General features: G+C 67.5%; 19 protein-coding genes. 18 read left to right on the forward strand and 1 reads right to left on the reverse strand.

Annotated elements, in window-relative coordinates:
* Positions 1 to 597: 597 nt before the first annotated feature.
* From ASE48_RS00610 to ASE48_RS00635, 6 genes are all read left to right on the forward strand, one after another.
* Positions 598 to 6,324, forward strand: a complete 5,727-nt coding sequence (locus ASE48_RS00610) for a beta strand repeat-containing protein (RefSeq protein ID WP_057165068.1) — start codon at positions 598 to 600, stop codon at positions 6,322 to 6,324.
* 43 nt (positions 6,325 to 6,367) lie between these two features.
* Positions 6,368 to 6,994: a hypothetical protein gene (locus tag ASE48_RS00615; protein ID WP_057165069.1), complete on the forward strand. Its 627-nt coding sequence runs from the start codon at positions 6,368 to 6,370 to the stop codon at positions 6,992 to 6,994.
* A 75-nt stretch (positions 6,995 to 7,069) separates the two neighbouring features.
* Positions 7,070 to 8,704, forward strand: coding sequence for a hypothetical protein (locus ASE48_RS00620; protein ID WP_057165070.1), 1,635 nt, complete (start codon positions 7,070 to 7,072; stop codon positions 8,702 to 8,704).
* A 151-nt stretch (positions 8,705 to 8,855) separates the two neighbouring features.
* Positions 8,856 to 10,130 (forward strand): bifunctional 3,4-dihydroxy-2-butanone-4-phosphate synthase/GTP cyclohydrolase II, encoded by a 1,275-nt coding sequence (locus ASE48_RS00625; protein ID WP_057165071.1) that lies wholly within the window; start codon positions 8,856 to 8,858, stop codon positions 10,128 to 10,130.
* A 17-nt stretch (positions 10,131 to 10,147) separates the two neighbouring features.
* Entirely contained in the window at positions 10,148 to 10,606 is a 459-nt protein-coding gene (gene ribH, locus ASE48_RS00630) for a 6,7-dimethyl-8-ribityllumazine synthase (RefSeq protein ID WP_442928659.1), read from the forward strand.
* Positions 10,603 to 11,109 (forward strand): PH domain-containing protein, encoded by a 507-nt coding sequence (locus ASE48_RS00635; protein WP_057165073.1) that lies wholly within the window; start codon positions 10,603 to 10,605, stop codon positions 11,107 to 11,109. The genes ribH and ASE48_RS00635 overlap by 4 nt, the downstream gene beginning before the upstream one ends.
* Here the strand turns inward: ASE48_RS00635 and ASE48_RS00640 are convergent.
* On the reverse strand, positions 11,084 to 11,554 hold the full coding sequence (locus ASE48_RS00640) for a GNAT family N-acetyltransferase (RefSeq protein WP_057165551.1): 471 nt from the start codon (positions 11,552 to 11,554) through the stop codon (positions 11,084 to 11,086). The genes ASE48_RS00635 and ASE48_RS00640 overlap by 26 nt on opposite strands.
* 51 nt (positions 11,555 to 11,605) lie before the next feature.
* Between ASE48_RS00640 and ASE48_RS00645 the strand changes: the two genes are divergently transcribed.
* The 12 genes from ASE48_RS00645 (at position 11,606) to tpiA (ending at position 25,924) form a co-directional block, all read left to right on the forward strand.
* Positions 11,606 to 12,361: a hypothetical protein gene (locus ASE48_RS00645; protein WP_057165074.1), complete on the forward strand. Its 756-nt coding sequence runs from the start codon at positions 11,606 to 11,608 to the stop codon at positions 12,359 to 12,361.
* Complete coding sequence (locus tag ASE48_RS00650) at positions 12,358 to 13,680, forward strand: hypothetical protein (protein WP_057165075.1); 1,323 nt, start codon at positions 12,358 to 12,360, stop codon at positions 13,678 to 13,680. The genes ASE48_RS00645 and ASE48_RS00650 overlap by 4 nt, the downstream gene beginning before the upstream one ends.
* Positions 13,673 to 14,962: a Mur ligase family protein gene (locus tag ASE48_RS00655; RefSeq protein ID WP_057165076.1), complete on the forward strand. Its 1,290-nt coding sequence runs from the start codon at positions 13,673 to 13,675 to the stop codon at positions 14,960 to 14,962. The genes ASE48_RS00650 and ASE48_RS00655 overlap by 8 nt, the downstream gene beginning before the upstream one ends.
* Positions 14,963 to 14,971: 9 nt before the next feature.
* The gene (gene uvrC / locus ASE48_RS00660) at positions 14,972 to 17,083 is read left to right on the forward strand and encodes an excinuclease ABC subunit UvrC (RefSeq protein ID WP_057165077.1); all 2,112 of its coding nucleotides are present in this window, start codon (positions 14,972 to 14,974) and stop codon (positions 17,081 to 17,083) included.
* Positions 17,080 to 17,955: an RNase adapter RapZ gene (gene rapZ, locus ASE48_RS00665; protein ID WP_057165078.1), complete on the forward strand. Its 876-nt coding sequence runs from the start codon at positions 17,080 to 17,082 to the stop codon at positions 17,953 to 17,955. Before uvrC ends, rapZ begins: the two co-directional genes overlap by 4 nt.
* Entirely contained in the window at positions 17,952 to 18,986 is a 1,035-nt protein-coding gene (gene yvcK / locus ASE48_RS00670; RefSeq protein WP_057165079.1) for a uridine diphosphate-N-acetylglucosamine-binding protein YvcK, read from the forward strand. The genes rapZ and yvcK overlap by 4 nt, the downstream gene beginning before the upstream one ends.
* Positions 18,983 to 19,960, forward strand: coding sequence for a DNA-binding protein WhiA (gene whiA, locus ASE48_RS00675; RefSeq protein ID WP_082613957.1), 978 nt, complete (start codon positions 18,983 to 18,985; stop codon positions 19,958 to 19,960). Before yvcK ends, whiA begins: the two co-directional genes overlap by 4 nt.
* A 29-nt stretch (positions 19,961 to 19,989) precedes the next feature.
* On the forward strand, positions 19,990 to 21,762 hold the full coding sequence (locus tag ASE48_RS00680; protein WP_057165081.1) for an ABC transporter ATP-binding protein: 1,773 nt from the start codon (positions 19,990 to 19,992) through the stop codon (positions 21,760 to 21,762).
* The gene (locus tag ASE48_RS00685; RefSeq protein ID WP_057165082.1) at positions 21,759 to 22,751 is read left to right on the forward strand and encodes a phospholipase D-like domain-containing protein; all 993 of its coding nucleotides are present in this window, start codon (positions 21,759 to 21,761) and stop codon (positions 22,749 to 22,751) included. Before ASE48_RS00680 ends, ASE48_RS00685 begins: the two co-directional genes overlap by 4 nt.
* A 111-nt stretch (positions 22,752 to 22,862) precedes the next feature.
* Positions 22,863 to 23,885, forward strand: a complete 1,023-nt coding sequence (gene gap, locus ASE48_RS00690; RefSeq protein ID WP_057165083.1) for a type I glyceraldehyde-3-phosphate dehydrogenase — start codon at positions 22,863 to 22,865, stop codon at positions 23,883 to 23,885.
* Between the two features lie 2 nt (positions 23,886 to 23,887).
* Positions 23,888 to 25,117 (forward strand): phosphoglycerate kinase, encoded by a 1,230-nt coding sequence (locus ASE48_RS00695; RefSeq protein ID WP_057165084.1) that lies wholly within the window; start codon positions 23,888 to 23,890, stop codon positions 25,115 to 25,117.
* 21 nt (positions 25,118 to 25,138) lie between these two features.
* On the forward strand, positions 25,139 to 25,924 hold the full coding sequence (gene tpiA / locus ASE48_RS00700) for a triose-phosphate isomerase (protein WP_057165085.1): 786 nt from the start codon (positions 25,139 to 25,141) through the stop codon (positions 25,922 to 25,924).
* Positions 25,925 to 25,949: the final 25 nt, after the last annotated feature.

Consider the following 25,949-nt stretch of genomic DNA (forward strand, 5'->3'; position numbering starts at 1 on the left):
GCAGTCAGCAACGGGTGGGGTCCTCGGCGTGTCGCCCCGCCGGCCCGGTCGATTCCGCCCTTCGGGCAGCGTCGGCGCGCAGCATCCGGTGAGCTCGGTCCGACGGAAATGTCGGTCGCAGTCACTTGATTGCGGAAGTATTTGCGTGTTTCGCGCCCGCGGTGGAACTCCGTCATCGGAACCGGGTTCCGCTAAGGGTCTGTCGTCGCGTCGGTGGCGCTGCGGTCCTCGCGGGCGCCGCCATCGATGCAGGTGACGGCGGTGGCGAATTTGCCATAACGGCATCGCCGCATCGACCTCGATGATCGACGGAAATGTCGTGGGACTGCTGTGACCGTGGTGTTTGCGGTACTGCATCGTTGCTGGCGGACGCGCTTGGTCGCACGTGCGCGGTCTGCTTGCGTACCGGCGCCGGTAACGCCTGGTGATCTGGTGTCAGCTAATCGGCGGACACCCGGTGAAATCACCTCAGGATTTCCTCAGTTTGTGCTTTCTAGTTATTGACGGTCGTGTTAACTTACGGCGCAGTCAATAGGACTGTGCGCTCGGTCACGGCAACGGATGCCACGGCGGGGCGGTTGAACGCTGAGGAGTGAAATGGCGACCCATCGGAAGAAGTCAGCGAAGAAGCGGATCCGCACCGGTGAATTCGCCGTTGCCGCATTCCTCGGCCTGGCGGTCACCGCCGCACCGGCCATCGCGACCGCTGACACCTCCGATGGTCCGTCGACCGGCCCCTCGACGGACAAGAGCAGCACGTCCGACACCAGCGGGGTGAAGACCGGACCCAAGACCGCGAAGGTCGGAAAGACCAGCGCCGGTAACGGGACTCCGCTGCGTACCCAGGCGGCGGCTGTCGAAGAAGACGCGGCTGTCGAAGAAGACGAAGACGAAGCCGTCCTCGGCGGTGAGGGCGCCGGCGAGGACACCGAGGGTGAGGGCACCGAGACCGGTCCCGTCACCGACACCACGACCGACGAAGGCGATGGCGATGGCGCCGGCGCCGGAGAAGAAGCGCCGCCGGTCGTCGAAACCGGCCCCGGCACCACCGGCACCGAGATCGTCGAGCCCCCGGCCGACCCCGAAACCCTCGAGCCTCCGGTGACGGATCCCGCGACCGTCGAGCCCGAGGTCATCGAGACCCCAGCAACCCCGGAAACGACCCCGGTCGTGGACGTGATCGAGATTCCGTCCTCCGATCACTCGGCCTCGTCGCTCTCGCTCAAGGGTTCCGACCCGTCGCCGACACCCACCGCACTCGCCTCGGCCCTGCTCGACATCAATCTCGACATCGTGCCCAAGCCGCCGGTGATTCCGGCCTTCGCGCCCCTGATGGGCATCATCAACGGCCTCGCCAGCTGGGTCGACAAGGTCTTCCCGCCCTATGCCGCCGATCCGCTGCTCAGTCCCACCCAGGTCGCCGCCGGTTATGTGATGACGCTGCTGGCCGGGTTGCAGTCGTCCTACTGGCAGGGCCAGCCCACGCCGTTCACCTTCGGCGCCCTCGTGCTCGTCACGGCCGCATACGCGCGCTACGAGCGCCTCGCCACCAACCACCTGCCGGGTGTCCCCACGGTCTCCGCCGGCCCGCTGCCGCTGACCTGGAAGCTCAAGAGCATCGACCCGGATGGCGACCTGCTGGTCTATTCGGTCGATCTGAACGGCCAGCCCGCCAACGGCCTGATCACCATGAGCCCGGACGGCAGCTTCAGCTTCATACCCAGCTCGCTGACCGACCTGAACGACGGCACCGACGTCACGTTCACCGTCCGGGTCAACGACAGCCTGGGCATGCTGGAGCACCCCATCAACCCGGAAGGCAACGACGCGTTCTACACCGTGTCGTTCCGGTACCCGGGCCTGGGCATCAACAACCTGCCCGTTTTCAACCCGCCCGGTAAGGCCACGGTGGTCGGCACCGACGGAAACACCAGCAAGGTCACCATCGTCGCGCAGGCCACCGATGCCGACGGCGACCCGCTGACCTACACGGCCTCATCGCTCTTCGGCACCGTTACCCGCAACGAGGACGGCACGTTCACCTACACCCCGAATGCGGCGGCCCGGCACGCCGCGGCGAGCGATCTCGCCGCGGCCCTCGGACTGAACAAGGACCTCGTCACCATCTATGCCAGTGACGGTCGCGGCGGCATCACGCTGCTACCGACCACCGTGACCGTCGACATCGTCGGCGCGAACAACGCGCCCACGGTCACCGTGAAGCCACCGGCCATCTCGGATCCGCTGACCGGTCTGATCGCCGGCGGGTTCGACATCGATGACAACGACAACGATCTGGTCACCTTCTCACCCTTGGCGCTGACCACCAGCCGCGGGGGCATCGTCACGGTGACCGGCCTGGGCTACACGTACCTGCCGTCGATCCAGGCCCGTTCGCAGGGCGGCACGGACACCTTCACCGTGACCGCCGATGACGGGCACGGCGGCACCGTCGAGGTCTCGATCACCGTCACCATCGCGAAGTTCAACCTCGGCCCGGTCGGTGGGATCACCGTCGCCACACCGGATTCCGACGGCGTCGTGCGCGGCCAGGTTTCCGCAACCGACCTCAACGGTGACACCATCACCTACACCCTCAGCGGCGGACTGTCCTCGGGACGCAGCGAAAAGGGCGGCATCGTCCTGCTGAACTCCGACGGCACCTTCACCTTCATCCCCAAGCCGTCGACCGATGTGCTGCCGGGCCTCACAATGGACTCGTTCGAGGTCGAACTGTCGGACGGCAACGGTGGTTTCGCCACCACCACGGTAACCGTGTTCGCCGATCTCAAGCTGGACCCCAAGGTCACCAGCAATGCCGGTGGTGTCATCAAGGGTGGGCTGGACATCGATGACAACGACAACGTCGGCCTGCTGACGTACAGCGTCGGCACCGGTCCGAACAAGGGCACCGTCACGGTCAACGCCGACGGTACCTACACCTACACCGCCACCACGGCGGGCTGGAACGAGACCGATTCGTTCACCATCATCGGCACCGTCAACGGCCTGTCGATCACCGTCGCCACCGTCAGCCTGGTACCCAAGCCGAACGTCGCACCGACCTCGGATCTTGTTGGTGGCGCGGTCATCCCGATCGGTGTCGGCTCGGGCATCGCCACGGGCAACGTCAACGCGCACGACGAGAACGGCGACACCCTGCACTACAGCGTCACCGGTTACGGCGGCGGATCCACCATCACGCTGTCCAACGGTTCCATCGTGACCGTGGACGCCACCGGCAAGTGGACCTACATCCCCGGCTTGAACAGCGGTGACCTGGGCGGACTTTCGCCGATCATCACCGGATCGTCGTTCACCGTGTACGTCACCGATGGCAAGGGCGGGCAGACCAGCACGCCCGTGATCGTCACCACCCACGAGCTCGATCTCCCGATCACCAAGGTCGTCAACAACGGCACCGTCACCGGCGGTCTCGGCCTCACGGCCGGTGAGCAGGGCCTGATGACCTACAGCGTCGGCACCGGCCCGACCAAGGGCACCATCACGGTCAATGCCGACGGCACCTACACCTACACGGCCACCTCGGCGGGCTGGAACGAGACCGATTCGTTCACCATCGTCGGCACCATCAACGGCCAGCACATCACGGTGGCCGAGGTCTCCGTGGTGCCGAAATCGAATGCCGCGCCGACCTCCCCGCTGCTCGACGGTGCCACCGTCATCGGTGGTTCCGGCATCGCAACCGGCACCATCGGCGCCTCCGATCCCAACGGCGACACGTTGCACTACAGCGTCACCGGGCACGGCGGCCTGTCCACGAAGACCCTGGCCAATGGCGCAATCGTCACCGTCGACGCCAATGGCAAGTGGACCTACATCCCGGGCCTCAACAGTGGGGTGCTGGGCGTGATCCTCGCGTCCTCGTTCACGGTCTACATTTCCGACGGCAAGGGCGGGGAGACCAGCACGCTGGTCACCGTCAACACCCATGACCTCGACATCCCGGTGACCAAGACGGGCAGCAACGGCACCGTCACCGGTGGTCTGACGCTGGCGCCGAGCGACCAGGGCGTGATGACCTACAAGGTCGGCACCGGCCCGGGCAAGGGCACCGTCACGATCAACGCCAACGGCACCTACACCTACACGGCCACCACGGCGGGCTGGAACGAGACCGATTCGTTCAGCATCGTCGGTGTGGTCAACGGTGTCGAGATCACCGTCGCCAATGTGTCGGTGGTGCCGAAGGTGAACTCCGCTCCGAATTCGAAGGGCCTGGACGGCGCGGTGATCGTCGGCGGGTCGGGCATCGCGAGCGGCAACGTCGCCGCCAACGATGACGACAACGACACGCTGCATTACAGCGTCACCGGATACGGCGGCGGCTCCAGCCGGATCCTGTCGAACGGGTCCATCGTCACCGTGGACGCCAACGGCAAGTGGTCCTATGTGCCGGGCCAGAACAGCGGCATCCTCGGCGCCATCGTCGGCTCCTCGTTCACGGTGTACGTCAGCGACGGAAAGGGCGGTCAGACAAGCACTCTGGTGACCGTCAGCACACATGACCTGGATCTGCCCGTCACCACCACAAATGGCGGTCATGGTGTCACCACCGGCGGTGTGCAGTTGACCTCCAGCGAACAGGGCGTGCTGACCTACAGCGTGGGAACCGGTCCGACCAAGGGCACGGTGACCATCAACCCCGACGGCACCTACACCTACACCCGCACCGCGTCCGGCCATACCGGCGGACCTACCGATACGTTCCAGATCGTCGGCAGTGTCGGTGGCGTCAGCATCGTCGTTGCTTCCGTGACCGTGAACCCGACGCTCAGCAACGTGGCGCCCACCGCAGGCACCACCACGATGACGGAATCCTCGTTGGGTGGCGAGTTCCTCGGGATCCGGACCCAGAGCGGCAAGGGCAAGGTCACCGCGTTCGATGCCGACGGTGACGCGATCAGCTACCCGGGCGGGTCGATCATTCCGGCGCTCTACGGGACGGCCAACGGCGGATCGGTGTCGTTCTACTCGGACGGCACCTTCACCTACACCATCACCAAGTCGAGCAGTTACTTCCATGCCGCGGCCGCCAACGGCGCAACCGGGTTGGCGGTGGCCGACACGTTCACCATCACGGTGACGGATTCCCTCGGCGCCAGCTCGACGATCGTGGTGTCGGTTCCGGTCGAGAAGCTGAACTCCACCCCGTCCTCGAGCGTGTCGGTGGGCGGCAAGACCACCGACGCCCTCGGTGTGGTGCGAGGCACTCTCAGCGGCTCCGACGGTGACGACGACGCGCTGACCTACACCCTGGTCGGCGGGACCAACGGCACCGCAGCCACCTCCAACGGCGGCATCATCCGGTTCAGCGGCACCTCGTTCACCTACATCCCGACCGCGGGCAAGGCCACGGATTCGTTCCAGGTACAGGTCATCGACGGCCACGGCGGCGTCTCGACGGCCACCATCAGCCTGACCGGGCTCAGCACGCCGTCGCCGACCACCAATGTGAACACCTCGACGGTCAATGTGGTGACCGGACAGTTGAATACGGCCGGCAATACCGGACTGACCTACAGCGTGGGCGGTCAGGGGAGCAAGGGCACGGTGACGGTGACTGCCTCCGGTGCCTTCACCTACACCCGGACCGTGTCCGGTCACGCCCAGACGCCCGCTGACACGTTCACGATCCGGGCCACCGACGCCGACGGCAACTCGGTGATCATCGCGACGGTGAACGTCACCCCGACGGTGAGCAACGCCGCCCCGGTGGCCGGCGCGACGGTCTTCACCGGCTCGTCGATCGATGACAACAGGGTCCTGGGCATCGGCACCCTGAAGCAGACCACCACCGGCACACTCAAGGCCACCGACGCCGACACAGACACCGTGACCTTCGTGTCGGGCTCGTTCGCCACGGCCAACGGCGGCACCGTGGTGATCAACGCCAACGGCACCTTCACCTACACGATCGACGAGGGCTTCTCGTACTACCACGGGGCGGCCAAGATCGGCGCGACGGGCAGTGCGGTCGCCGATTCCTTCTCGGCCACGGCGGTGGACGGGTTCGGCGGTAGCACCAGCTACTCGGTGTCGGTGGCGATCTACGCGATCAACAGCACCCCGACCATCTCCGGTGGCACCAAGATTATCAACGTCACCTTCATCAACGTCGATGACAATGACGGCGACAGCCTGACGTTCAGCCACAACGGGTCGAGCTTCACCTTCGGCGGACGGGGCCTGGCCACCAGCACGCTGTGGGGCGGCAGCCGGCTCACCGTCTCCGACGGCTACTACGTGACGGTCAACGGCGTCGTCACCGGCACGCCGTCCACCGTGACGAAGACCTGGTAGGCCGAGCGCCCGAGACTCGCACTCACCCAGAGAGATTCGCATCATGACGATCGACGGTCTGTCGCGCAGCGCACCCCCGGTGGAGCCTTGGGTCGATCTCGCCGGTCCGGACCGGCAGACCGGTCTGGTGCACGGCTCGGTTCAGATCGTCGAGCAGGGCGACCGGGCGCTGCGCTTCGGGCCGGAGCGGTCCACCACCGCCAAGGGTGGCCTCGTCACGGTGCACCCCCGGACCGGGCACTTCACCTACAGCCCGTCGGTGTCGGCCCGGGAAGTCTCCCGCACAAGTACGAATTACGGGGACACGGTCGATACGTTCACCGTCGACGTCGTCGACGCCTACGGCACCCGGGCCGAGGCGCACGTCGTGGTCGACATCCTGGCCGAGAACGTCCTCGGTGCGGTGAAGCCGAGTGTTGGTGTGAAGACCAACACCATCCTCGGTGCCAAAGAGGTGCAGTGGGAATCGATCACCATCGGCAGCGGATCCCTGGACATCGTGTCGACATCGGGTGGCACCTCCGTACTCAGCGTCGGACCGGCCGGTGGCCACACCCTGACGTTCACGTCTTCCGACGGCAGTTATTTCACCAAGGGCCCGGCCGGCAGCGTGGTGTTGCGGGTGACGGACGCGCACGGGTTCCACGCCGACCAGACCTACACCTACTGAGCCGAATTCAGCTGATAGAAGGAGATCTGCGCCATCACCATCGATGATATTCACCGCGGCAGCTTCGGCTCGTCGATGGCGGTGAACCTCGGACCCGAGACCGGTAGCCACGTCGAGGCACCCACAGCGTTTTCCACCACTGCACACGTGGTGGATATGGTGGTGCACGCGGACACCCCGCCGACGGCCTTCGCGGAGGTCGGTGACCCCAGTCGGCCGACCGGTACGGTGGCCGGCGCGGTGATCAGCCGCAACACCGGGGCGTTGAGCTACGGACCGGTGCTGTTCACCACGGCCAAGGGTGGTCTGGTCTCGGTCGGCGCGTTGTCCGGTCGGTTCAGCTACACGCCGTCGGATCAGGCGCGGATGCTGGCCGCCTCGAGTGCCGATCTGGACGACAGGGTGGACACCTTCACGGTCACCGTCACCGACCTGTACGGCGGGTCGACCGCGGTGCCGGTGACGGCGGAGATCCTGGCCGCCGACATGCCGCCGGTCGGTGCTCCCATCCTGCAATTGCCGGACGCCAATGGTGTTGTCTGCGGGCATATTCAGGGTTCTGCCCGCGACGGCGGCACGCTCGTCTACAGCCTGGCGAACGCCGCCAATCCGGTCGGCTCCACCGAGGAATCGGCATATTCGCGCAAGGGCGGGCTGGTCCAACTGGATCCGACGACCGGCCGATTCGTCTTCGTCCCGACGCTCTCGCGAGCCGAGATCCCGGGTCTGGACACCGACACATTCACGGTGACGGTGACCAACACCCTCGGCGGGTCCGCCGATGTCACCGTGAATCCATTGGCGCACTTGACCATCGGCGTGGAAACCGTCAGCATCGCCCCCGATGTCCAATGCGGCAGGCTGGCAGTCAGCGAGGACGGTCCGTTGTCGTTCGGCGTGGGCAGCGGCCCCCGCAAGGGCACCGTCCAGGTGGACCGCAACGGCAATTACGTCTACACCCGCACCCCCGGCCTGGGACATGGCATCACCGCTGCCGACAGCTTCACGATCACCGGCACCGATGACTACGGCCGGTCGGTGACGGTGGCCACCGTCACGGTGTCCCCGCCGTTGGCGAGCACCGCACCGGTGACCGCCACGGTCCAGATCAGCGAGTCCGCGATCGACGGGCTGGGCAATCAGACGACCAGGGGCAGGATCACCGCAACCGGTGCCGCGCGCTTCACCAGCGGCACCGTGCTGTCGATCAAGGGCAGTTCTGCCAAGATCGCCGAGGACGGCACCTTCACCTACTCCAGCGCGCAGAACCTCGGGGTGGGCCACGCCGCCGCCGCGGTCGACGCGCTGGCCGCAGACAAGGTGGACACCTTCTCCGTGCTCGCCGAGCACCCCGACGGCCGGCGCACCCCGGTGCTGGTGGCAGTGCCGCTGCACCCGTACAACAACACCCCGACGCAGGGCACGGTCGGGGGCAGTGGTCGCGTCCGGGGCCTGGGGACCGGCGACTGGACCACCAGCGTCGTCGACGTCGACGGTGACGACATCACCTTCAGCATCACCCAGCGCAACCCCACCGGTGTGGTGTCGGTGGGCCGCAACCGGGTGGGCGCGTTCACCGTGCACTACGAATCGACGTCGCCGCGGGCGGGCACCTGGTATCCCGCCGAGGCGTTCACCATCACCTTCTATGACGGTCACCTGAAGTCGGACGGGACTCCCGCCTCGGTGACCGCGGAATACGTGTTCTAGGTCGCACCGAATACCCGGCTGATTGCCCGCTGGTCCCCTCCGGGACCGGCGGGCAATAACTGTTGAGGGCCCGTGGTTCATACTGATGTAACCGGCCTACCCGCGCGTGCGCACAGGTCGACGCTCACGAATCTGATGAAGGTGGCACAAGATGACAAGGCTGGATTCCGTCGAACGGGCGGTGGCCGACATCGCGGCGGGCAAGGCAGTCGTGGTCATCGACGACGAGGACCGCGAGAACGAGGGCGATCTGATCTTCGCGGCCGAGAAGGCCACCCCTGAGCTGGTCGCCTTCATGGTCCGCTACACCTCGGGTTATCTGTGCGTGCCGCTGGACGGGGCCGTCTGCGACCGGCTCGGCCTGCTGCCGATGTACGCGGTGAACCAGGACAAACACGGCACCGCCTATACGGTGACCGTCGACGCCAAGAAGGGCGTCGGCACCGGCATCTCGGCCTCGGACCGCGCCACCACCATGCGTGCGCTCGCCGACCCGGCGGCCGTCGCCGAGGACTTCACCAAGCCCGGCCATGTGGTCCCGCTGCGCGCCAAGGACGGCGGCGTGCTCCGCCGCCCCGGACACACAGAAGCCGCGGTCGACCTGGCCCGGCTGGCCGGACTGCAGCCGGCCGGCGCCATCTGCGAGATCGTCAGCCAGAAGGACGAAGGCGCCATGGCGCAGACCGATGAGCTGCGGGTCTTCGCCGACGACCACAATCTGGCGCTCATCTCCATCGCCGATCTCATCGAGTGGCGCCGCAAGCACGAGAAGCACATCGAGCGCATCGCCGAGGCCCGCATCCCGACCCGGCACGGCGAGTTCCGGGCGGTCGGCTACACCTCGATCTACGAGGACGTCGAGCACGTCGCGCTGGTGCGCGGCGACATCTCCGGCCCGGAGTTCGACGGCCACGACGTGCTGGTGCGGGTGCACTCCGAATGCCTGACCGGCGATGTGTTCGGCTCACGCCGCTGCGACTGCGGTCCACAGCTGGACGCCGCGATGGCCATGGTGGCCCAGGAGGGCCGCGGCATCGTGCTGTACATGCGCGGCCACGAGGGCCGGGGGATCGGCCTGCTGCACAAACTGCAGGCCTACCAGCTGCAGGATGCGGGCGCGGACACCGTGGACGCCAACCTGGAACTGGGCCTGCCCGCGGATTCGCGCGACTACGGCATCGGGGCGCAGATCCTGGTCGACCTCGGTGTGCGATCCATGCGGCTGCTGACCAACAACCCCGCCAAGCGGGTCGGGCTGGACGGCTACGGCCTGCACATCACCGAGCGGGTTCCGCTGCCGGTGCGTGCCAACGCCGAGAACATCCGCTACCTGATGACCAAGCGTGACCGGATGGGCCACGACCTGGTGGGCCTGGAGGACTACGACGAGGTCTCGCCGTCCGGTGAAGTGGGGGGCGCGCTGTGAGCGGCCACGACGGAGCGATCCCGGATCTGCCGGATATCGACGCCTCCTCGGTGTCGCTGGGGATCGTGGTGAGCACCTGGCATGCCCGCATCTGCGATGCCCTGCTCGACGGTGCGCTGCGCGCCGCCAAACAGCTGGGCGTGACCGATCCCGCGGTGGTGCGTGTGCACGGCGCCATCGAGATCCCGGTCGTCGCGCAGGCGCTGGCGCGCAAGTACGACGCGGTGGTGGCACTCGGTGTGGTGATCCGCGGTGAGACACCGCATTTCGACTACGTGTGTGACGCCGTCACCCAGGGGCTGACCCGGGTGTCGCTGGATCTCGCGACGCCGGTGGCCAACGGCGTGCTGACCACCAATACCGAGCAGCAGGCGCTGGCCAGGGCGGGACTGCCGAACTCCAGTGAGGACAAGGGCGCTCAGGCAGCTGCCGCGGCACTGTCCACGGCATTGGTCCTGCGCGACCTGGCGTCATGAGCCGAGACGCCGGCGGGCGGGAGCAGAGCGACCCGCGGAATGTCGAATGGGAGCTGGAGGTCCGGCCGCACCTGACCCCGTACTTCGTCTACGCGGCGGCCTTCCTGATCGCGGCCGCCCACATCGGTGTCGGGTTCCTGCTGAAGGTCGGTTCCAGCGGCGTGATCTTCCGCACCGCGGACCAGGTCGGCATCGCCCTCGTCGGGATCACCATCGCCAGCGTGACACTGTTGCTCGCCAGGCCCCGGCTGCGTGCCGGCGCCGCGGGTATCGCGGTGCGGAATGCGCTGGCCTACAAGCTGATCCCGTGGTCCGACGTGGTCGACGTGTCCTTCCCGGTGGGCGCGCGGTGGGCCAGAGTCGACCTGCCCGATGACGAGTACACCGCGATCATGGCGATCCAGGCGGTCGACAAGGATCGCGCGGTACAGGCGATGGACCGGCTGCGATCGCTGATGGATCACTACCGCCCCGACCTCAATTCACATTCAGCATCATCGTGATTTCACCGGCGGTGCCGGCAGTGTCGGCCGCGCTGACGGTGAAACCCAGGCCGTCATAGATGGCGCGCGCCGCCTCGTTGGCGGCGTGCACGCGCAGCGTCACCCACTGCACCCGCTGGCTGCGGGCCCAGTCCACCGCCTCGGCGACCAGCGTGCGGCCCAGCCCGCGCCCGCGCGCCGCGGGATCCAGCCACAGCGAGTACAGATACACCGACTCCGGGCTCTGGCGTTGGGCGCCGATCAGGCCCACCGGCCGGTTGTCCACGACGGCGGCGAACTGGGCGTGCGCGCGCAGCCTGCGGCGCCACTGCGCGGCGGTGAAGGTCGACTCGTGCCGGTACTGCGGGTCCTCGGCGCCCAGCGAATCGGTGAGGGCACGCAGCCGGACTCCCGCGAAGGCCCGCCAGTCCGTCTCGGTCAGCCGCGCGATCCGCGCCTGCGCCATCCCCATCGCACCAGTATCGCCGCTGCTGGCTGCGGTAGGATCGGCAAGTCGATGAGTACCTTGGAATTCGTGTCGACGTCGGCCGGCGGCATCGCCGAAAGCGACGCGCCACTCGTCTCAGCACCCGCCCTGGTTGCGGCTCTGGGCACCCATCCGGCGCTCACGGTGCCGCTGGTCAGCGGCCGCACACCCGATAGCGACCTCATCTGGGCGCGCCTGGACGAGGCGGCCCGCTTCTTCGGCCACGACATCCCACCGGCCACCGCACTGCGCGACACCGTGGCGGGCTTCCTCGACGAGGCCACCGTCCGGCACGGCCAGGTAACCCTGGCAGCGCGGGTGATGGTCGTCGACCTCGACGGGCGGGCCCGCTTCGTGGTGTCGGCGTCGGTGATCGACCCGGTACGGTCCGCGCCGGTGGCGCTGACCGTCACCTCGAACCGGGAGGCCGGGCCGGTGCCACACTGGCGTCGGATGGCCGCGCGCACCGCCAGCCGGGCCGAGTCCGACCTCGCCGAACGCGAGCTGGCTGCCGGCGGTTACGCCGACGAGGTTGGCACCGACGGGGAGCTGGTGCACCGTCCGCGGCTGGGCGCGTTGATCCTGGGCACGGCCGAACGTGCCGTCGGCATCGGTGCCGACAGACTGGATTTGTTGCGGGCCGCCGGTCTGCTGGACGGCGTGCGGTACTCCGATGAGCCCGTCCCGATGTCCGGCACCACGCACGCATGGTGGGTGTCACCGCGTTTCGAGACCCATCCCGTCAGCGCCATCGGCGCCCGTCGTCTCGAGGTGGCACCGACATGAGTGAGTCCTTCCGTCCGGAATCCTTCGACGCCTTGGTGATCGACGGCCACGACTGGGTCGACGGCCGGCTCGAACTGCACTACACGCTGCGCGGGCCGGATCCGGTCGGCTTCACCGAGGTGATCGATTTCGGTGACAGCCTGGCCGGCGCGGCGCCGGACCCGTTGCTGTCCCGGCTGCTGACGCTCACCTGCTCGCTGAGCTACTACAAGGCGGCCGCCCCGCCCCGGATCGAGATCGCTTTCCCCACACACGATTTCGAGAAACGCTACCTGAACGCGCTCATCGAGGGCGGGCTCGGTGAGTTCGCATACACCAACCAGTTGCCCGGTGCGCTGACACCCGAGATCGACGGCCCGGCCGCGACCGACGGGCCTCGACCCGGTGACGACTGGGATCCGGCGGCGACCCCGCTGGTCCCCGTCGGCGGCGGCAAGGATTCGGTGGTCAGCATCGAGGCGTTCCGGCGGCACGGTGTTGCGCCGATGTTGTTCAGCGTCAACCGGTATGACCCCATCGACCGGTGCATCGAGGTCAGCGGCCTGAACAGTGTGCACGTCCGGCGCAGCATCGACCGCCGCCTCATCCAGGCCAACGCCGAGGGCGCCTACAACGGGCATGTGCCGGTGACCGCGATCAACAGCGTGATCGGGTTGATCGTTGCCGACGCCAACGGGTTCGGGCCGGTGGTGCTGTCCAATGAGCGGTCCTCCAACGTCGGCAACGTCGAGTGGCTCGGCCGCGACATCAACCACCAGTGGTCCAAGAGTCTGGCCTACGAGACGCTGCTACGGGACACCCTGGCGCGCCACGGCTTCAACCCGGACCGCTACTTCTCGCTGCTGCGCGGGCTGTCGGAATCGCAGATCGCCGACCGGTTCGCCACCAGCCCCGAGTACTTCGGTGTGTTCACCAGTTGTAACCGGCTGTTCGCGCTCGATCCCAGCCGGCGCGCCAGCTCGTGGTGTGGGCACTGCCCGAAATGCCAGTTCGTCTTCGTGCTGCTGGCGCCGCGACTGGGCCGGCCCACGCTGGAAAAGATCTTCGGCCGCAACCTGTTCGCCGACACCGGGAACCGCGACGGTATCGCCGACATCCTCGGCGTCGGTGTGCACAAGCCGTTCGAATGCGTGGGGGAGTACTACGAGGCCGCCGAGTCCATGCTCGCGGTACTCGACGACCCGCAGTGGCAGGGGCTGGAGTTGGTCGACGAATTCTCCGGGCAGCGTGCGCAATTGGCGGTGGTGGCGGTCAATCCGGACCCCTCACCGGCCGAACACCATGTGCCCGAACGCTATGCGAGCCTGCTCGATGACTGAGCTGGCGGGCCGGGTCGTCGGTATCTGGGGGCTCGGCAAGGAGGGGCTCTCGATGGCCCGCACCGCCGCCGCGCAGGGGGCCGCCCGCATCATCGCGGTCGATGATCGCGCCACCACCGACGCCCCCGACCTGCCCAATCTGACGGTCAGTCATGGACCCGACGCCCCCGAACAGTTGCGCGACACCGATATCGTCTTCGTCAGTCCCGGTGTGCCCTGGCGGCATCCGGTGTTCGCGCAGATGCGTGACGCCGGCCACGCGGTGTCCAACGCCGCCGACTGGTTCATGGCCCGCCACGGCGCCCATACCGTGGGGATCACCGGCACCAAGGGCAAGAGCACCACCGCAGCCTTCCTCGCGCATCTGCTGGCCGGGCTGGGCGTGCCCGCGGTGGCCGCGGGCAATATCGGCACTCCGCTGTCGGATCTGGACCCGGCCGGGGACGAATGGGTGGTGGCCGAATTGTCGAGTCAGCAGTGCGCGTTGTTGCACACGCCGCCCGCAGTGGCGGTGATCACCAACCTGTTCCAGGATCACCTCGACTTCCACGGCGACATCGCGTCCTACTACGAGGCCAAATCCCACGTGTTCGGTGCCGCAACGCGCTGCCTCGTCACGACACCCGGTGTCGTCGAATCGCTTCGGCGGATTGGGATCTCGGAGTTTCCCCCGCTGCGCGAACTGGACCCGGCCACGGTCAGAACACCGGCGGGGGAGTCGGTGCTGTCCTACGCGCACAACACCGTCAATGCCGCACTGGCGGCGCTGGCGGCCGAGCAGGTGCTGGGGCGCGCGGTGACCGCGGCCGAGGTGGATGCCGCGGCCGCCTCGTTCAGCGGTCTGCCACATCGGCTGCAGACCGTGCGGCGCACCGGGGGTATCCGCTGGATCGACGACACGCTGGCGACCACCGGGGAGGCCGTGGTGGCCGCGCTGACCGCCATGCGATCCGATGAGGAGATCGCACTGATCGTGGGCGGCATGGACCGGGCACTGGACTACCGGCAACTCGACACCTACCTGTGCAGCGGGCAGCGCCGGGTCACCCTCATCCAGGGTCCGACCAATGGCGCCCGCATCGGCACCGGCTTCGCCGCCGCGCACCCCGACCGCACCCATCCGGTGGACAGCCTGCAGGACGCCGTCCGGGTGGCCGCAGCGGTCCCCGGCGTCGACGTGGTGCTGCTGTCCCCGGGGGCGGCAAGTTATGACCTTTTCCGGAACTTCGAAGAAAAAGGCGCCGTGTACTGCGGGTATATCGACGTCGTAGACACGCTCTAACCTGGACCCGTGCCCGATCCAGCGACCTACCGGCCCGCGCCGGGTTCGATTCCCGTCGAACCCGGTGTCTACCGGTTCCGTGATCCGCACGGCCGGGTGATCTACGTCGGCAAGGCCAAGAGCCTGCGCAGCCGCCTCAACTCCTATTTCGCCGACATCTCCGGCCTGGCGCCGCGGACCCGGCAGATGGTGATGACGGCGGGCAGCGTCGAGTGGACCGTGGTGTCCACCGAGGTCGAGGCCCTGCAGCTGGAATACAACTGGATCAAGGAGTTCGACCCGCGGTTCAACATCCGGTACCGCGACGACAAGTCCTACCCGGTGCTGGCGGTGACGCTGAACGAGGAATACCCGCGGCTGTTCGTCTATCGCGGGCCGCGGCGCAAAGGGGTGCGCTACTTCGGGCCCTACTCGCATGCGTGGGCCATCCGGGAGACCCTGGATCTGCTGACCCGGGTGTTCCCGGCGCGCACCTGCTCGGCCGGAGTCTTCAAGCGGCACAAGCAGATCGATCGGCCGTGCCTGCTCGGGTACATCGACAAGTGCTCGGCGCCCTGTATCGGACGGGTCAGTGCCGAACAGCACCGGCAGATCGTGCTGGACTTCTGCGACTTCCTGGCGGGCAAGACCGACCGGCTGGTCCGCGACATGGAGCGGCAGATGAACGCCGCCGCCGAGGAACTCGACTTCGAGCGGGCGGCCCGGCTGCGCGACGACATCGGCGCGCTCAAACGTGCCCTGGAGAAGCAGACCGTGGTGTTCGGTGACGGCACCGATGCCGATGTGGTGGCCTTCGCCGACGACGACCTGGAGGCGGCGGTCCAGGTGTTCCACGTGCGCGGCGGGCGGGTACGCGGGCAGCGCGGCTGGGTGGTCGAAAAGACAGGAGAACCGGGGGATTCGGGCGAGGCGCGCCTGGTGGAGCAGTTCCTCACCCAGTTCTACGGCGATCAGGCCGAACTCGGGGCCGTCGGCGGTCCACAGGACGAGGCCACCAACCCGGTGCCCAAGCAGGTCCTGGTGCCGGTGCTTCCGGAGAACGCCGAGGAACTCACCGACTGGCTGAGCGGACTGCGGGGATCGCGGGTGGACCTGCGGGTGCCGGTACGCGGTGACAAGCGGACGCTGGCCGAGACGGTGCAGCGAAATGCCCAGGATGCGCTGGCGCAGCACAAACTCAAGCGGGCCGGTGACTTCAACGCCAGATCCGAAGCGCTGCAGAGCATCCAGACAACGCTCGAGCTCGCCGATGCGCCGCTCCGGATCGAGTGTGTCGACATCAGCCACGTTCAGGGCACCGATGTGGTGGCCTCGCTGGTGGTCTTCGAGGACGGTCTGCCGCGGAAATCGGACTACCGGCACTACGCCATCCGGGAGGCCGCCGGGGAAGGCCGGTCCGATGATGTGGCGTCCATCGCCGAGGTCACCCGGCGCCGGTTCGCCCGGCACGTCGCCGATGCCGAACAGCCGATGGTGGCCGAAGGCAAATCACGCCGGTTCGCCTACCCACCCAACCTCTACGTCGTCGACGGCGGCGCACCGCAGGTGAACGCCGCGGCCGCGGTGCTGCGCGACCTCGGGGTCACCGATGTCGCGGTGATCGGATTGGCCAAACGTCTGGAAGAGGTCTGGGTGCCCGGCCCGTCGGCGGACCCGGTGATCTTCCCGCGCACCAGCGAGGGGCTCTACCTGTTGCAGCGCATCCGTGACGAGGCTCACCGCTTCGCCATCACGTTCCACCGCAGCAAGCGCTCCAAGCGCATGACCGCCTCGGCGCTGGATTCGGTGCGAGGATTGGGGGAGCACCGGCGCAAGGCGCTGGTGACGCACTTCGGTTCGGTATCGCGTTTGCGCGCAGCCAGCGTCGAGGAGATCACCACGGTGCCCGGAATCGGCGTCGCGACGGCGAAGGCGGTGCTGGAAGCGTTGGGGGTGGCGACGCCCGGCCCGGCGGGTGATGAGATGGACACGCCCATCGATTCCGACACGCCCGAGCCGCTTTTGCACAATGATCGACCCGAAGACGATCGACCCCAACACGGTCCACCCGAAGACGAACAGACCGAACGACAAGCCGACCAGAACTCAGAACAGATATCGGAGTGGCAGACCAGCGAATGAGCGAGGAATCAGGGATCGAAGTCGTCCTGGTCACCGGATTGTCGGGCGCCGGCCGCGGCACCGCCGCCAAAGTGCTCGAAGACCTCGGCTGGTACGTCGCCGACAACCTGCCGCCCGAGCTGATCGCGCGGATGGTGGATCTCGGTCTGGCCGCGGGTTCCCGCATCACCCAGCTGGCGCTGGTGATGGACGTCCGGTCCCGCGGATTCACCGGCGACCTGGATTCGGTGCGCAACGAACTGGCCACCCGCGGTATCCGGCCACGGGTGCTGTTCATGGAAGCCGCCGACGAGATCCTGGTGCGCCGGTACGAGCAGAACCGCCGCAGCCATCCGTTGCAGGGCAATCAAACTCTGGCCGAAGGGATTACCGCCGAACGAGCCATGCTGGCCCCGGTGCGCGCGGTGGCCGACCTGGTCATCGACACGACGACACTGGCGGTGCCCGCGCTGCGGGAGAGCATCGAACGCGCCTTCGGCAGCGAGGCGGTCGCGCACACCAACGTGACAGTGGAATCCTTCGGCTACAAATACGGACTGCCGATGGACGCCGACACCGTCATGGATGTCCGGTTCCTGCCCAACCCGCACTGGGTCGACGAGCTGCGCCCGCACACCGGTCAGCATCCGGCCGTGCGCGACTACGTGCTCGGTCAGGACGGCGCCGCGGAGTTCCTCGATACCTATCATCGGCTGCTGGGGGTGGTGATCGAGGGATACCGCCGGGAAGGCAAGCGCTACATGACGGTGGCCATCGGCTGCACCGGAGGCAAACACCGCAGCGTCGCCATCGCCGAGGCGCTGGCCGGCCGGCTGGAGGCCGATGACCACCTGACGGTGCGGGCACTGCACCGGGATCTGGGTCGCGAATGACGGCGGGTCCAACGCGCGTCGTCGCGCTCGGCGGCGGCCACGGTCTGTACGCGACGCTGTCGGCGGCCCGTCGGCTCACCCCGCATGTCACCGCCGTGGTGACCGTCGCCGACGATGGTGGTTCCTCCGGGCGGCTGCGCAGCGAACTCGACATCGTGCCGCCCGGCGATCTGCGAATGGCCTTGGCCGCATTGGCCTCTGACTCACCGCACGGCCGTCTGTGGGCGACGATCATCCAGCACCGTTTCGGCGGCAGCGGCGCGCTGGCGGGTCACCCGATCGGCAATCTGCTGCTCGCCGGTCTCAGCGAGGTGCTCGCCGATCCGGTCGCCGCGCTCGACGAACTGGGCCGCATCCTCGACCTCAAGGGCCGGGTGCTGCCGATGTGCCCGCTGGCGCTGCAGATCGAAGCCGACGTGGCCGGGCTGGAATCCGATCCGCGGATGTTCCGGGTGATCCGCGGTCAGGTCGCGGTGGCGACCACGGTCGGTCAGGTCCGCCGGGTACGGCTGCTGCCGGGCGATCCGCCCGCGACGCGGCAGGCCGTCGACGCGATCATGGCCGCCGATCTGGTGGTGCTGGGCCCCGGGTCGTGGTTCACCAGCGTGATCCCGCATGTGCTGGTTCCCGGATTGGCCTCGGCACTGAATGCGACCGGCGCGCGACGGGCACTGGTGCTCAATCTGGCGGCCGAGCCGGGGGAGACCGCTGGTTTCTCCGCCGAACGTCACATTCACGTTCTGGCCCAGCATGCTCCCGGCTTCCAGGTGGACGACATCATCATCGACGCGTCGCGGGTGCCCAGTGACAGGGAGCGCGAACAACTGGCACGCACGGCCACGCTGCTCGGCGCGAATGTGGAGTTTGCCGCGGTATCCCGACCTGGTACACAGTTACACGACCCGTCGATGCTGGCTGCAGCGCTGGAAGGGGTACGGGTGCGTGGCCGGGAGCCCGGCCCACCCGGTGAGCAGGACCAGGACGGACAACAGACAATGAACGGACCAAGGGGGGACGAGTCGTGGCGATGACGGCCGAGGTCAAGGACGAGCTGAGCCGTCTGGTCGTGAACTCGGTCAGTGCGCGGCGCGCGGAGGTGTCCGCGCTGCTCCGGTTCGCCGGCGGCCTGCACATCGTCGCCGGCCGGGTGGTGGTCGAAGCCGAGGTCGACCTCGGCATCATCGCGCGCCGGCTGCGCAAGGACATCCACGACCTCTACGGCTACAACGCCGTGGTGCACGTGCTGTCGGCCAGTGGCATCCGCAAGAGCACCCGCTACGTGGTGCGGGTCGCCAAAGACGGTGAAGCCCTGGCGCGGCAAACCGGGCTGCTCGACCTGCGGGGCCGCCCGGTTCGCGGGTTGCCCGCCCAGGTGGTCGGCGGCAGTGTCAACGACGCCGAAGCGGCTTGGCGTGGCGCGTTTTTGGCGCACGGCTCGCTCACCGAGCCCGGCCGTTCCTCGGCACTGGAGGTCAGCTGCCCGGGTCCGGAGGCCGCGCTGGCCCTGGTCGGTGCCGCCCGCCGGCTCGGGATCAGCGCCAAGGCCCGCGAGGTGCGCGGCAGCGACCGGGTGGTGGTGCGCGACGGCGAGGCGATCGGGGCACTGCTGACCCGGATGGGTGCGCAGGACACCCGGCTCACCTGGGAGGAACGCCGGATGCGGCGCGAGGTCCGGGCGACCGCCAACCGGCTGGCCAACTTCGACGACGCCAACCTGCGGCGCTCGGCGCGCGCCGCGGTGGCCGCTGCGGCCCGGGTGGAACGCGCCCTCAACATTCTCGGCGACACCGTCCCCGACCATCTGGCGCAGGCCGGCCGGTTGCGGGTCGAGCACCGGCAGGCCTCACTGGAGGAGCTGGGCCGGCTGGCCGAGCCGCCGATGACCAAAGATGCCGTGGCAGGACGCATTCGGCGACTGCTGTCGATGGCCGACCGCAAGGCCAAGCAGGACGGTATCCCCGACACCGAGTCGGCGGTCACCCCGGACCTGCTCGAAGACGCCTAGGAGCCGATCGAGACGAGGCGACGGTCACGATGAGACTGATCCTTGAACTGATCCGCCCCTACCGGTGGCTGGTCGCCGGCATCTTCGCGGTGCTCCTGGTCCAGATCGCGATGGGCCTTGCCGCGCCCTGGCCGCTCAAAATCGTGCTGGACAGCGTCATCGGCCACCACCCGTTGCCCGAGTGGTTGCATCGCCTGCTGCCGCTGCTGGGCGGTGAGGGCCGGATGCACATCGCCGGTCTGGCGGCGATCATGGTCCTCATCATCGCCGTCATCGCCGCGGTGGCGACCTACGTGGCGACCTATCTGACCGAGACCGTCGGCCAGCGCATCGGCAACGACCTGCGCACCCGGGCGTACCACCATCTGCAGCAGCTGTCGTTGAACTATTTCGACACCCACCGCGTCGGGCCCATCCTGAGCACACTCACCGACGATGTCGACACCATCCAGGATTTCGCGTCGGCCTCGACGCTGGGTATCGCCACCGATCTGCTGACCATCGTGGGAATGATGTCACTGATGCTGTGGCTGCAGTGGGACTTCACCCTCATCGCCCTCGCGGTGGCGCCACTGCTGCTGCTGTTCGTGTCGCGGATCCGTAAGACGGTCAAGGCGGCCACCCATGAAGTACGCAGACGGGAATCCGACATCGTGGCGGTCGCGGAGGAGGGCCTGCAGTCCATCCGCGTGGTCAAGGCGTTCGACCGGGAAGATCTGCAGGAGCGTCAACTCGCGATCGCGGGACAGCAGGCGGTCGACGCGGCTCTCAACGCGCGGCGGGTGAAATCGGTCGTATCGCCCATCGTGGCCGTGGTCGTCGCCGCGTGCACGGCGGTGGTGTTGTGGCGGGGATCGGCGCTCGTCATCGCGGGCACCATGACCGCAGGCACGCTCACCGTCTTCATCTCCTATCTGGCCTCGTTCTTCAAACCCGTCCAGGATCTGGCCAAACTCACCAACACCATCGCGATGGCCTCGGTCGGGGTGGACCGGGTCAACGCACTGCTCACCGCCGAGACCGGCATCGAGGAGAAGCCCGACGCGGTGGACCCCGTCGATGTCCGGGGCGCGATCGGTTTCGAGCGGGTGGCGTTCAGCTACGACGGCGCGACGCCGGTGTTGCGGGACGTCAGTTTCGAGGTGCAGCCGGGGCAGCTGGTCGGCGTGGTGGGCCACACCGGCAGCGGAAAGTCCAGTCTGGTCAGCCTGATTCCCCGGTTCTACGACCCCAGTGTGGGCACGGTGCGCATCGACGGGGTCGACGTGCGCGACTACAAACTCCATGAATTGCGCCGCCAGATCGCCTACGTGCTGCAGGACACGGTGCTGTTCCGCGGCACCATCCGGGACAACATCGCCTTCGGCAGGCCCGAGGCCGATCACGACGAGATCGTCGAGATGGCCAAGCTGGCCAACGCACACGAGTTCATCTCCGAGATGCCGCAGGGCTATGACAGCGCGGTCGGCGATCGCGGTCTCACCCTGTCCGGTGGTCAGCGTCAACGCATCGGGATCGCCCGTGCCCTCATCCGGGACAGTCCGATCCTGATTCTCGACGAGCCGACCGCGGCCCTGGACGCGGAGTCCGAGCACCTGGTCATGTCCGCGCTGCAGCGATTGATGCGGGACCGTACGGTGATCACGATTGCCCACCGGCTCAGCACGATTCGCGATTCCGACAAGATCGTCGTGCTGGAGGAGGGGCGTGTGGTCGAGGAGGGCACGCACAATCAGCTGCTGACGGCGGGTGGCAGGTATGCCGACCTGCACCGCATCCAATACGAGGACGACACTCCGTGACACGTTCGCTGATCATTCTTCCCGACGATTCGGCGAAGCCGGTGCTCGACGCGATCCACGGCGCCACCCGGTCGGTGCGCGTCAAGATGTTCGCCTTCAGTCACCGGGCCCTGCTGGACGCGGTGGTCGCCGCGCACCGGCGGGGCGTGAATGTGAAGGTGATGCTGAACCCCGAACGCCGCGACGGGGAGGCCGACAACGACGCCGCCCGCGAGATGTTGCAGGGTTTCGGCATCGATGTCCGCACCAGCAACCCGGCCTTCGACATCACCCACGAGAAGTCGATGGTGATCGACGACGAGCATGCCTTCGTCGAATCGCTGAACTGGACCGATGACAATGTCACCCGCACCCGCGACTACGCGGTGGTCACACCCAGCGCCTACGAAGTGAGCGAGATCATCGACTGCTTCGAAGCGGACTGGGCCCGTGAGGATTTCGACCCGGGTGCCGGGGCGCACCTGATCTGGTGCCCGACCAACGGCAGGCATCGCATCGCCGATTTCATCGACAGCGCCCAGCACACGCTGTTCCTGCAGAACGAGCGCTACCAGGACCCGGTGATCATCGAACGCCTGGTCCGGGCGAAACGTCGCGGGGTGAAGGTGCACGTGATGGCCCGGGCGGCGCACCACCTCAAGGACGGCAAGCTGGTCGAAGGTGTCAGCGGTATGCGCATCCTCGACGACGTCGGTATCAAGATCCACCGCCTCAAGCACATGAAGCTGCACGCCAAGATGATTCTCGCCGATCACGAGCGGGCCGTCGTCGGCTCGATCAACTTCTCACCGGGCAGCTTCGACCACCGCCGCGAGCTGGCCATCCAGGTCACCGACCACCAGATCACCACCCGGCTGAACGAGGTCGCCCATCATGACTGGAAACACTCCGAGGCCATGGACCTCTCCGATGCCGGGCTGATCGCCGATCTCACCGGCCGCGACCCACGTGATGTCGACCAACTCGCCCTGCACGAGGCGGAGGACTGAACGCGCTGTGACCGGTACGTCTGACCAGCGTGCACGCGCAGGAACCGGCACTACTAGGCTGGCCTGCGAGCAGTTCACCGCGATTTCCCTCGACGATCTAGGAGAGACACTGTGACCATTCGGGTAGGCGTCAACGGCTTCGGCCGCATCGGACGCAACTTCTTCCGCGCCCTCGACGCGCAGAAGACCGCGGGCAAGAACACCGACATCGAGATCATCGCGGTCAACGACCTGACCTCCAACGCCACCCTGGCGCATCTGCTGAAGTTCGACTCGATCCTGGGCCGGCTGCCCTACGACGTCTCCCTTGAGGGTGAGGACACCATCGTCGTCGGCGACACCAAGATCAAGGCTCTTGAGGTCAAGGAAGGCCCGGCGGCGCTGCCCTGGGGCGACCTGGGCGTCGACATCGTCGTGGAGTCCACCGGCATCTTCACCAAGCGCGACAAGGCGCAGGGTCACCTGGACGCCGGCGCGAAGAAGGTCATCATCTCCGCGCCCGCCAGCGATGAGGACATCACCATCGTGCTCGGCGTCAACGACGACAAGTACGATGGCAGCCAGAACATCATCTCCAACGCCTCGTGCACCACGAACTGCCTCGGCCCGCTGGCCAAGGTGCTCAACGACGAGTTCGGCATCGTCAAGGGCCTGATGACCACGATCCACGCCTACACCCAGGATCAGAACCTGCAGGACGGCCCGCACAGCGACCTGCGTCGCGCCCGTGCCGCCGCCATCAACATCGTGCCCACCTCCACCGGTGCGGCCAAGGCCATCGGCCTGGTGCTGCCCGAGCTGAAGGGAAAGCTGGACGGCTACGCGCTGCGGGTGCCGATCCCCACCGGTTCGGTCACCGACCTCACCGCCGAGCTGAGGAAGTCGGCCACCGCCGACGAGATCAACGCCGCCATGAAGGCCGCTGCCGAGGGCAAGCTCAAGGGCATCCTGAAGTACTACGACGCGCCGATCGTCTCCAGCGACATCGTCACCGACCCGCACAGCTCGCTGTTCGACTCGGGTCTGACCAAGGTCATCGACAACCAGGCCAAGGTCGTCTCCTGGTACGACAACGAGTGGGGCTACTCCAACCGCCTCGTGGATCTGGTTGCGCTGGTCGGTAAGTCGCTGTAGTCATGGTCGCCACTCTCGACGATCTATTGAACGAGGGTCCCGACGGGGTCAGGGGTCGGGGCGTCCTCGTGCGCTCCGACCTGAACGTCCCCCTCGACGACGACGGCGCCATCACCGACCCCGGCCGCATCATCGCCTCGGTGCCGACGCTGAAGGCGCTCGCCGAGGCCGGCGCCAAGGTCGTCGTGACCGCGCACCTCGGCCGCCCCAAGGGCGAGCCGGACCCCAAGTTCTCGCTGGCCCCGGTGGCCGCGGCGCTGGGGGAGCAGCTGGGACGCCACGTCCAGCTCGCCGGCGACGTGGTGGGCACCGACGCACTGGCGCGCGCCGAGGGCCTCACCGACGGTGACGTGCTGCTGCTGGAGAACATCCGGTTCGACGCCCGGGAGACCAGCAAGGACGACGCCGAACGCCTGGCGCTGGCCAAGGCGCTGGCCGGGCTCGTCGAGGGTGCCGACGGAACGCCGGGGGCCTTCGTGTCCGACGGTTTCGGCGTGGTGCACCGCAAGCAGGCCTCGGTGTACGACGTCGCCACCCTGCTGCCGCACTACGCGGGCACGCTGGTGGCCACCGAGGTCAAGGTGCTCGAGCAGCTGACCAGCTCGACCGAGCGGCCCTACGCGGTGGTGCTCGGCGGCTCCAAGGTGTCCGACAAGCTCGCGGTCATCGAGAACCTCGCGACCAAGGCCGACAGCATCGTCATCGGTGGCGGCATGTGCTACACCTTCCTTGCCGCGCAAGGACTTTCGGTGGGCGATTCGCTGTGCCAGGTCGAGATGATCGACACCTGCAAGAAGCTGCTGGAGACCTACGGCGACGTGATCCACCTGCCGGTGGACATCGAGGTGGCCGACGGATTCGCCGCCGATTCACCGCACGAGACGGTGGCTGCCGACAAGATCCCGGACGGCAGGATGGGCCTGGACATCGGCCCGGAGTCGGTCAAGCGTTTCGCCGCGCTGCTGTCCAACGCCAAGACGGTGTTCTGGAACGGCCCGATGGGCGTGTTCGAGTTCCCGGACTTCGCCGCCGGCACCAAGGGCGTCGCCGAGGCGATCATCGGTGCCACCGGCAAGGGCGCGTTCAGCGTGGTCGGCGGCGGCGACTCGGCGGCTGCGGTGCGCCAGCTCGGGCTGCCCGACGACGGCTTCTCGCACATCTCGACCGGCGGCGGCGCGTCGCTGGAATACCTCGAGGGCAAAACCCTGCCCGGCATCGATGTCCTGAAATAGACGTACTGGAGTCGCAGAAATATGGCACGTAAGCCGCTCATCGCCGGCAACTGGAAGATGAACCTCAATCATTTCGAGGCCATCGCGCTGGTGCAGAAGATCGCATTCGCCTTGCCGGACAAGTACTTCGACAAGGTCGACGTCACCGTCATCCCGCCGTTCACCGATCTGCGCAGCGTGCAGACCCTGGTGGACGGGGACAAGCTGCGACTGACCTACGGCGCGCAGGATGTGTCCCAGCACGATTCCGGCGCCTACACCGGTGAGATCAGTGGCTCGTTCCTGGCCAAGCTGGGTGTCACCTTCGCCGTCGTCGGGCACTCCGAGCGGCGCACCTACCACCACGAGGATGACGCGGTGGTGGCCGCCAAGGCGCTCGCCGCGCTCAAGCACGGTCTCACCCCGATCGTGTGCATCGGTGAGCAGCTCGAGGTGCGCGAGGCCGGCGATCACGTGGAGTTCAACGTCAACTCGTTGCGTGGCTCGCTGGCCGGGCTGTCCGCCGAGCAGATCAACCAGGTGGTGATCGCCTACGAGCCGGTGTGGGCGATCGGCACCGGCCGGGTGGCCAGCGCCGCGGACGCGCAGGAAGTGTGTGCGGCCATCCGCACGGAACTCGCCGCGCTGTCGTCCAAGGAGATCGCCGCCGGCGTGCGGGTGCTCTACGGCGGATCGGTCAACGCCAAGAACGTGGGCGAGATCGTGGGCCAGACCGACGTGGACGGTGCGCTGGTCGGTGGCGCCTCGCTGGACGGGGAGCAGTTCGCCACCCTGTCCGCGATCGCCGCCGGTGGGCCACTCCCGTAACAGCTGACCCCACCCGGTAAACTCT

The organism is Mycobacterium sp. Root265, from assembly GCF_001428895.1.
Classification (GTDB): domain Bacteria; phylum Actinomycetota; class Actinomycetes; order Mycobacteriales; family Mycobacteriaceae; genus Mycobacterium.

What these genes read in the sequence shown, in the direction of transcription:
- ASE48_RS00610 (WP_057165068.1), top strand. Translation starts at nt 598, where the DNA reads ATGGCGACCCATCGGAAGAAGTCAGCGAAGAAGCGGATCCGCACCGGT.
- ASE48_RS00615 (WP_057165069.1), top strand. Translation starts at nt 6,368, where the DNA reads ATGACGATCGACGGTCTGTCGCGCAGCGCACCCCCGGTGGAGCCTTGG.
- ASE48_RS00620 (WP_057165070.1), top strand. Translation starts at nt 7,070, where the DNA reads ATGGCGGTGAACCTCGGACCCGAGACCGGTAGCCACGTCGAGGCACCC.
- ASE48_RS00625 (WP_057165071.1), top strand. Translation starts at nt 8,856, where the DNA reads ATGACAAGGCTGGATTCCGTCGAACGGGCGGTGGCCGACATCGCGGCG.
- ASE48_RS00635 (WP_057165073.1), top strand. Translation starts at nt 10,603, where the DNA reads ATGAGCCGAGACGCCGGCGGGCGGGAGCAGAGCGACCCGCGGAATGTC.
- ASE48_RS00640 (WP_057165551.1), bottom strand. Translation starts at nt 11,554, where the DNA reads ATGGCGCAGGCGCGGATCGCGCGGCTGACCGAGACGGACTGGCGGGCC.
- ASE48_RS00645 (WP_057165074.1), top strand. Translation starts at nt 11,606, where the DNA reads ATGAGTACCTTGGAATTCGTGTCGACGTCGGCCGGCGGCATCGCCGAA.
- ASE48_RS00650 (WP_057165075.1), top strand. Translation starts at nt 12,358, where the DNA reads ATGAGTGAGTCCTTCCGTCCGGAATCCTTCGACGCCTTGGTGATCGAC.
- ASE48_RS00655 (WP_057165076.1), top strand. Translation starts at nt 13,673, where the DNA reads ATGACTGAGCTGGCGGGCCGGGTCGTCGGTATCTGGGGGCTCGGCAAG.
- rapZ (WP_057165078.1), top strand. Translation starts at nt 17,080, where the DNA reads ATGAGCGAGGAATCAGGGATCGAAGTCGTCCTGGTCACCGGATTGTCG.
- yvcK (WP_057165079.1), top strand. Translation starts at nt 17,952, where the DNA reads ATGACGGCGGGTCCAACGCGCGTCGTCGCGCTCGGCGGCGGCCACGGT.
- whiA (WP_082613957.1), top strand. Translation starts at nt 18,983, where the DNA reads ATGACGGCCGAGGTCAAGGACGAGCTGAGCCGTCTGGTCGTGAACTCG.
- ASE48_RS00680 (WP_057165081.1), top strand. Translation starts at nt 19,990, where the DNA reads ATGAGACTGATCCTTGAACTGATCCGCCCCTACCGGTGGCTGGTCGCC.
- ASE48_RS00695 (WP_057165084.1), top strand. Translation starts at nt 23,888, where the DNA reads ATGGTCGCCACTCTCGACGATCTATTGAACGAGGGTCCCGACGGGGTC.
- tpiA (WP_057165085.1), top strand. Translation starts at nt 25,139, where the DNA reads ATGGCACGTAAGCCGCTCATCGCCGGCAACTGGAAGATGAACCTCAAT.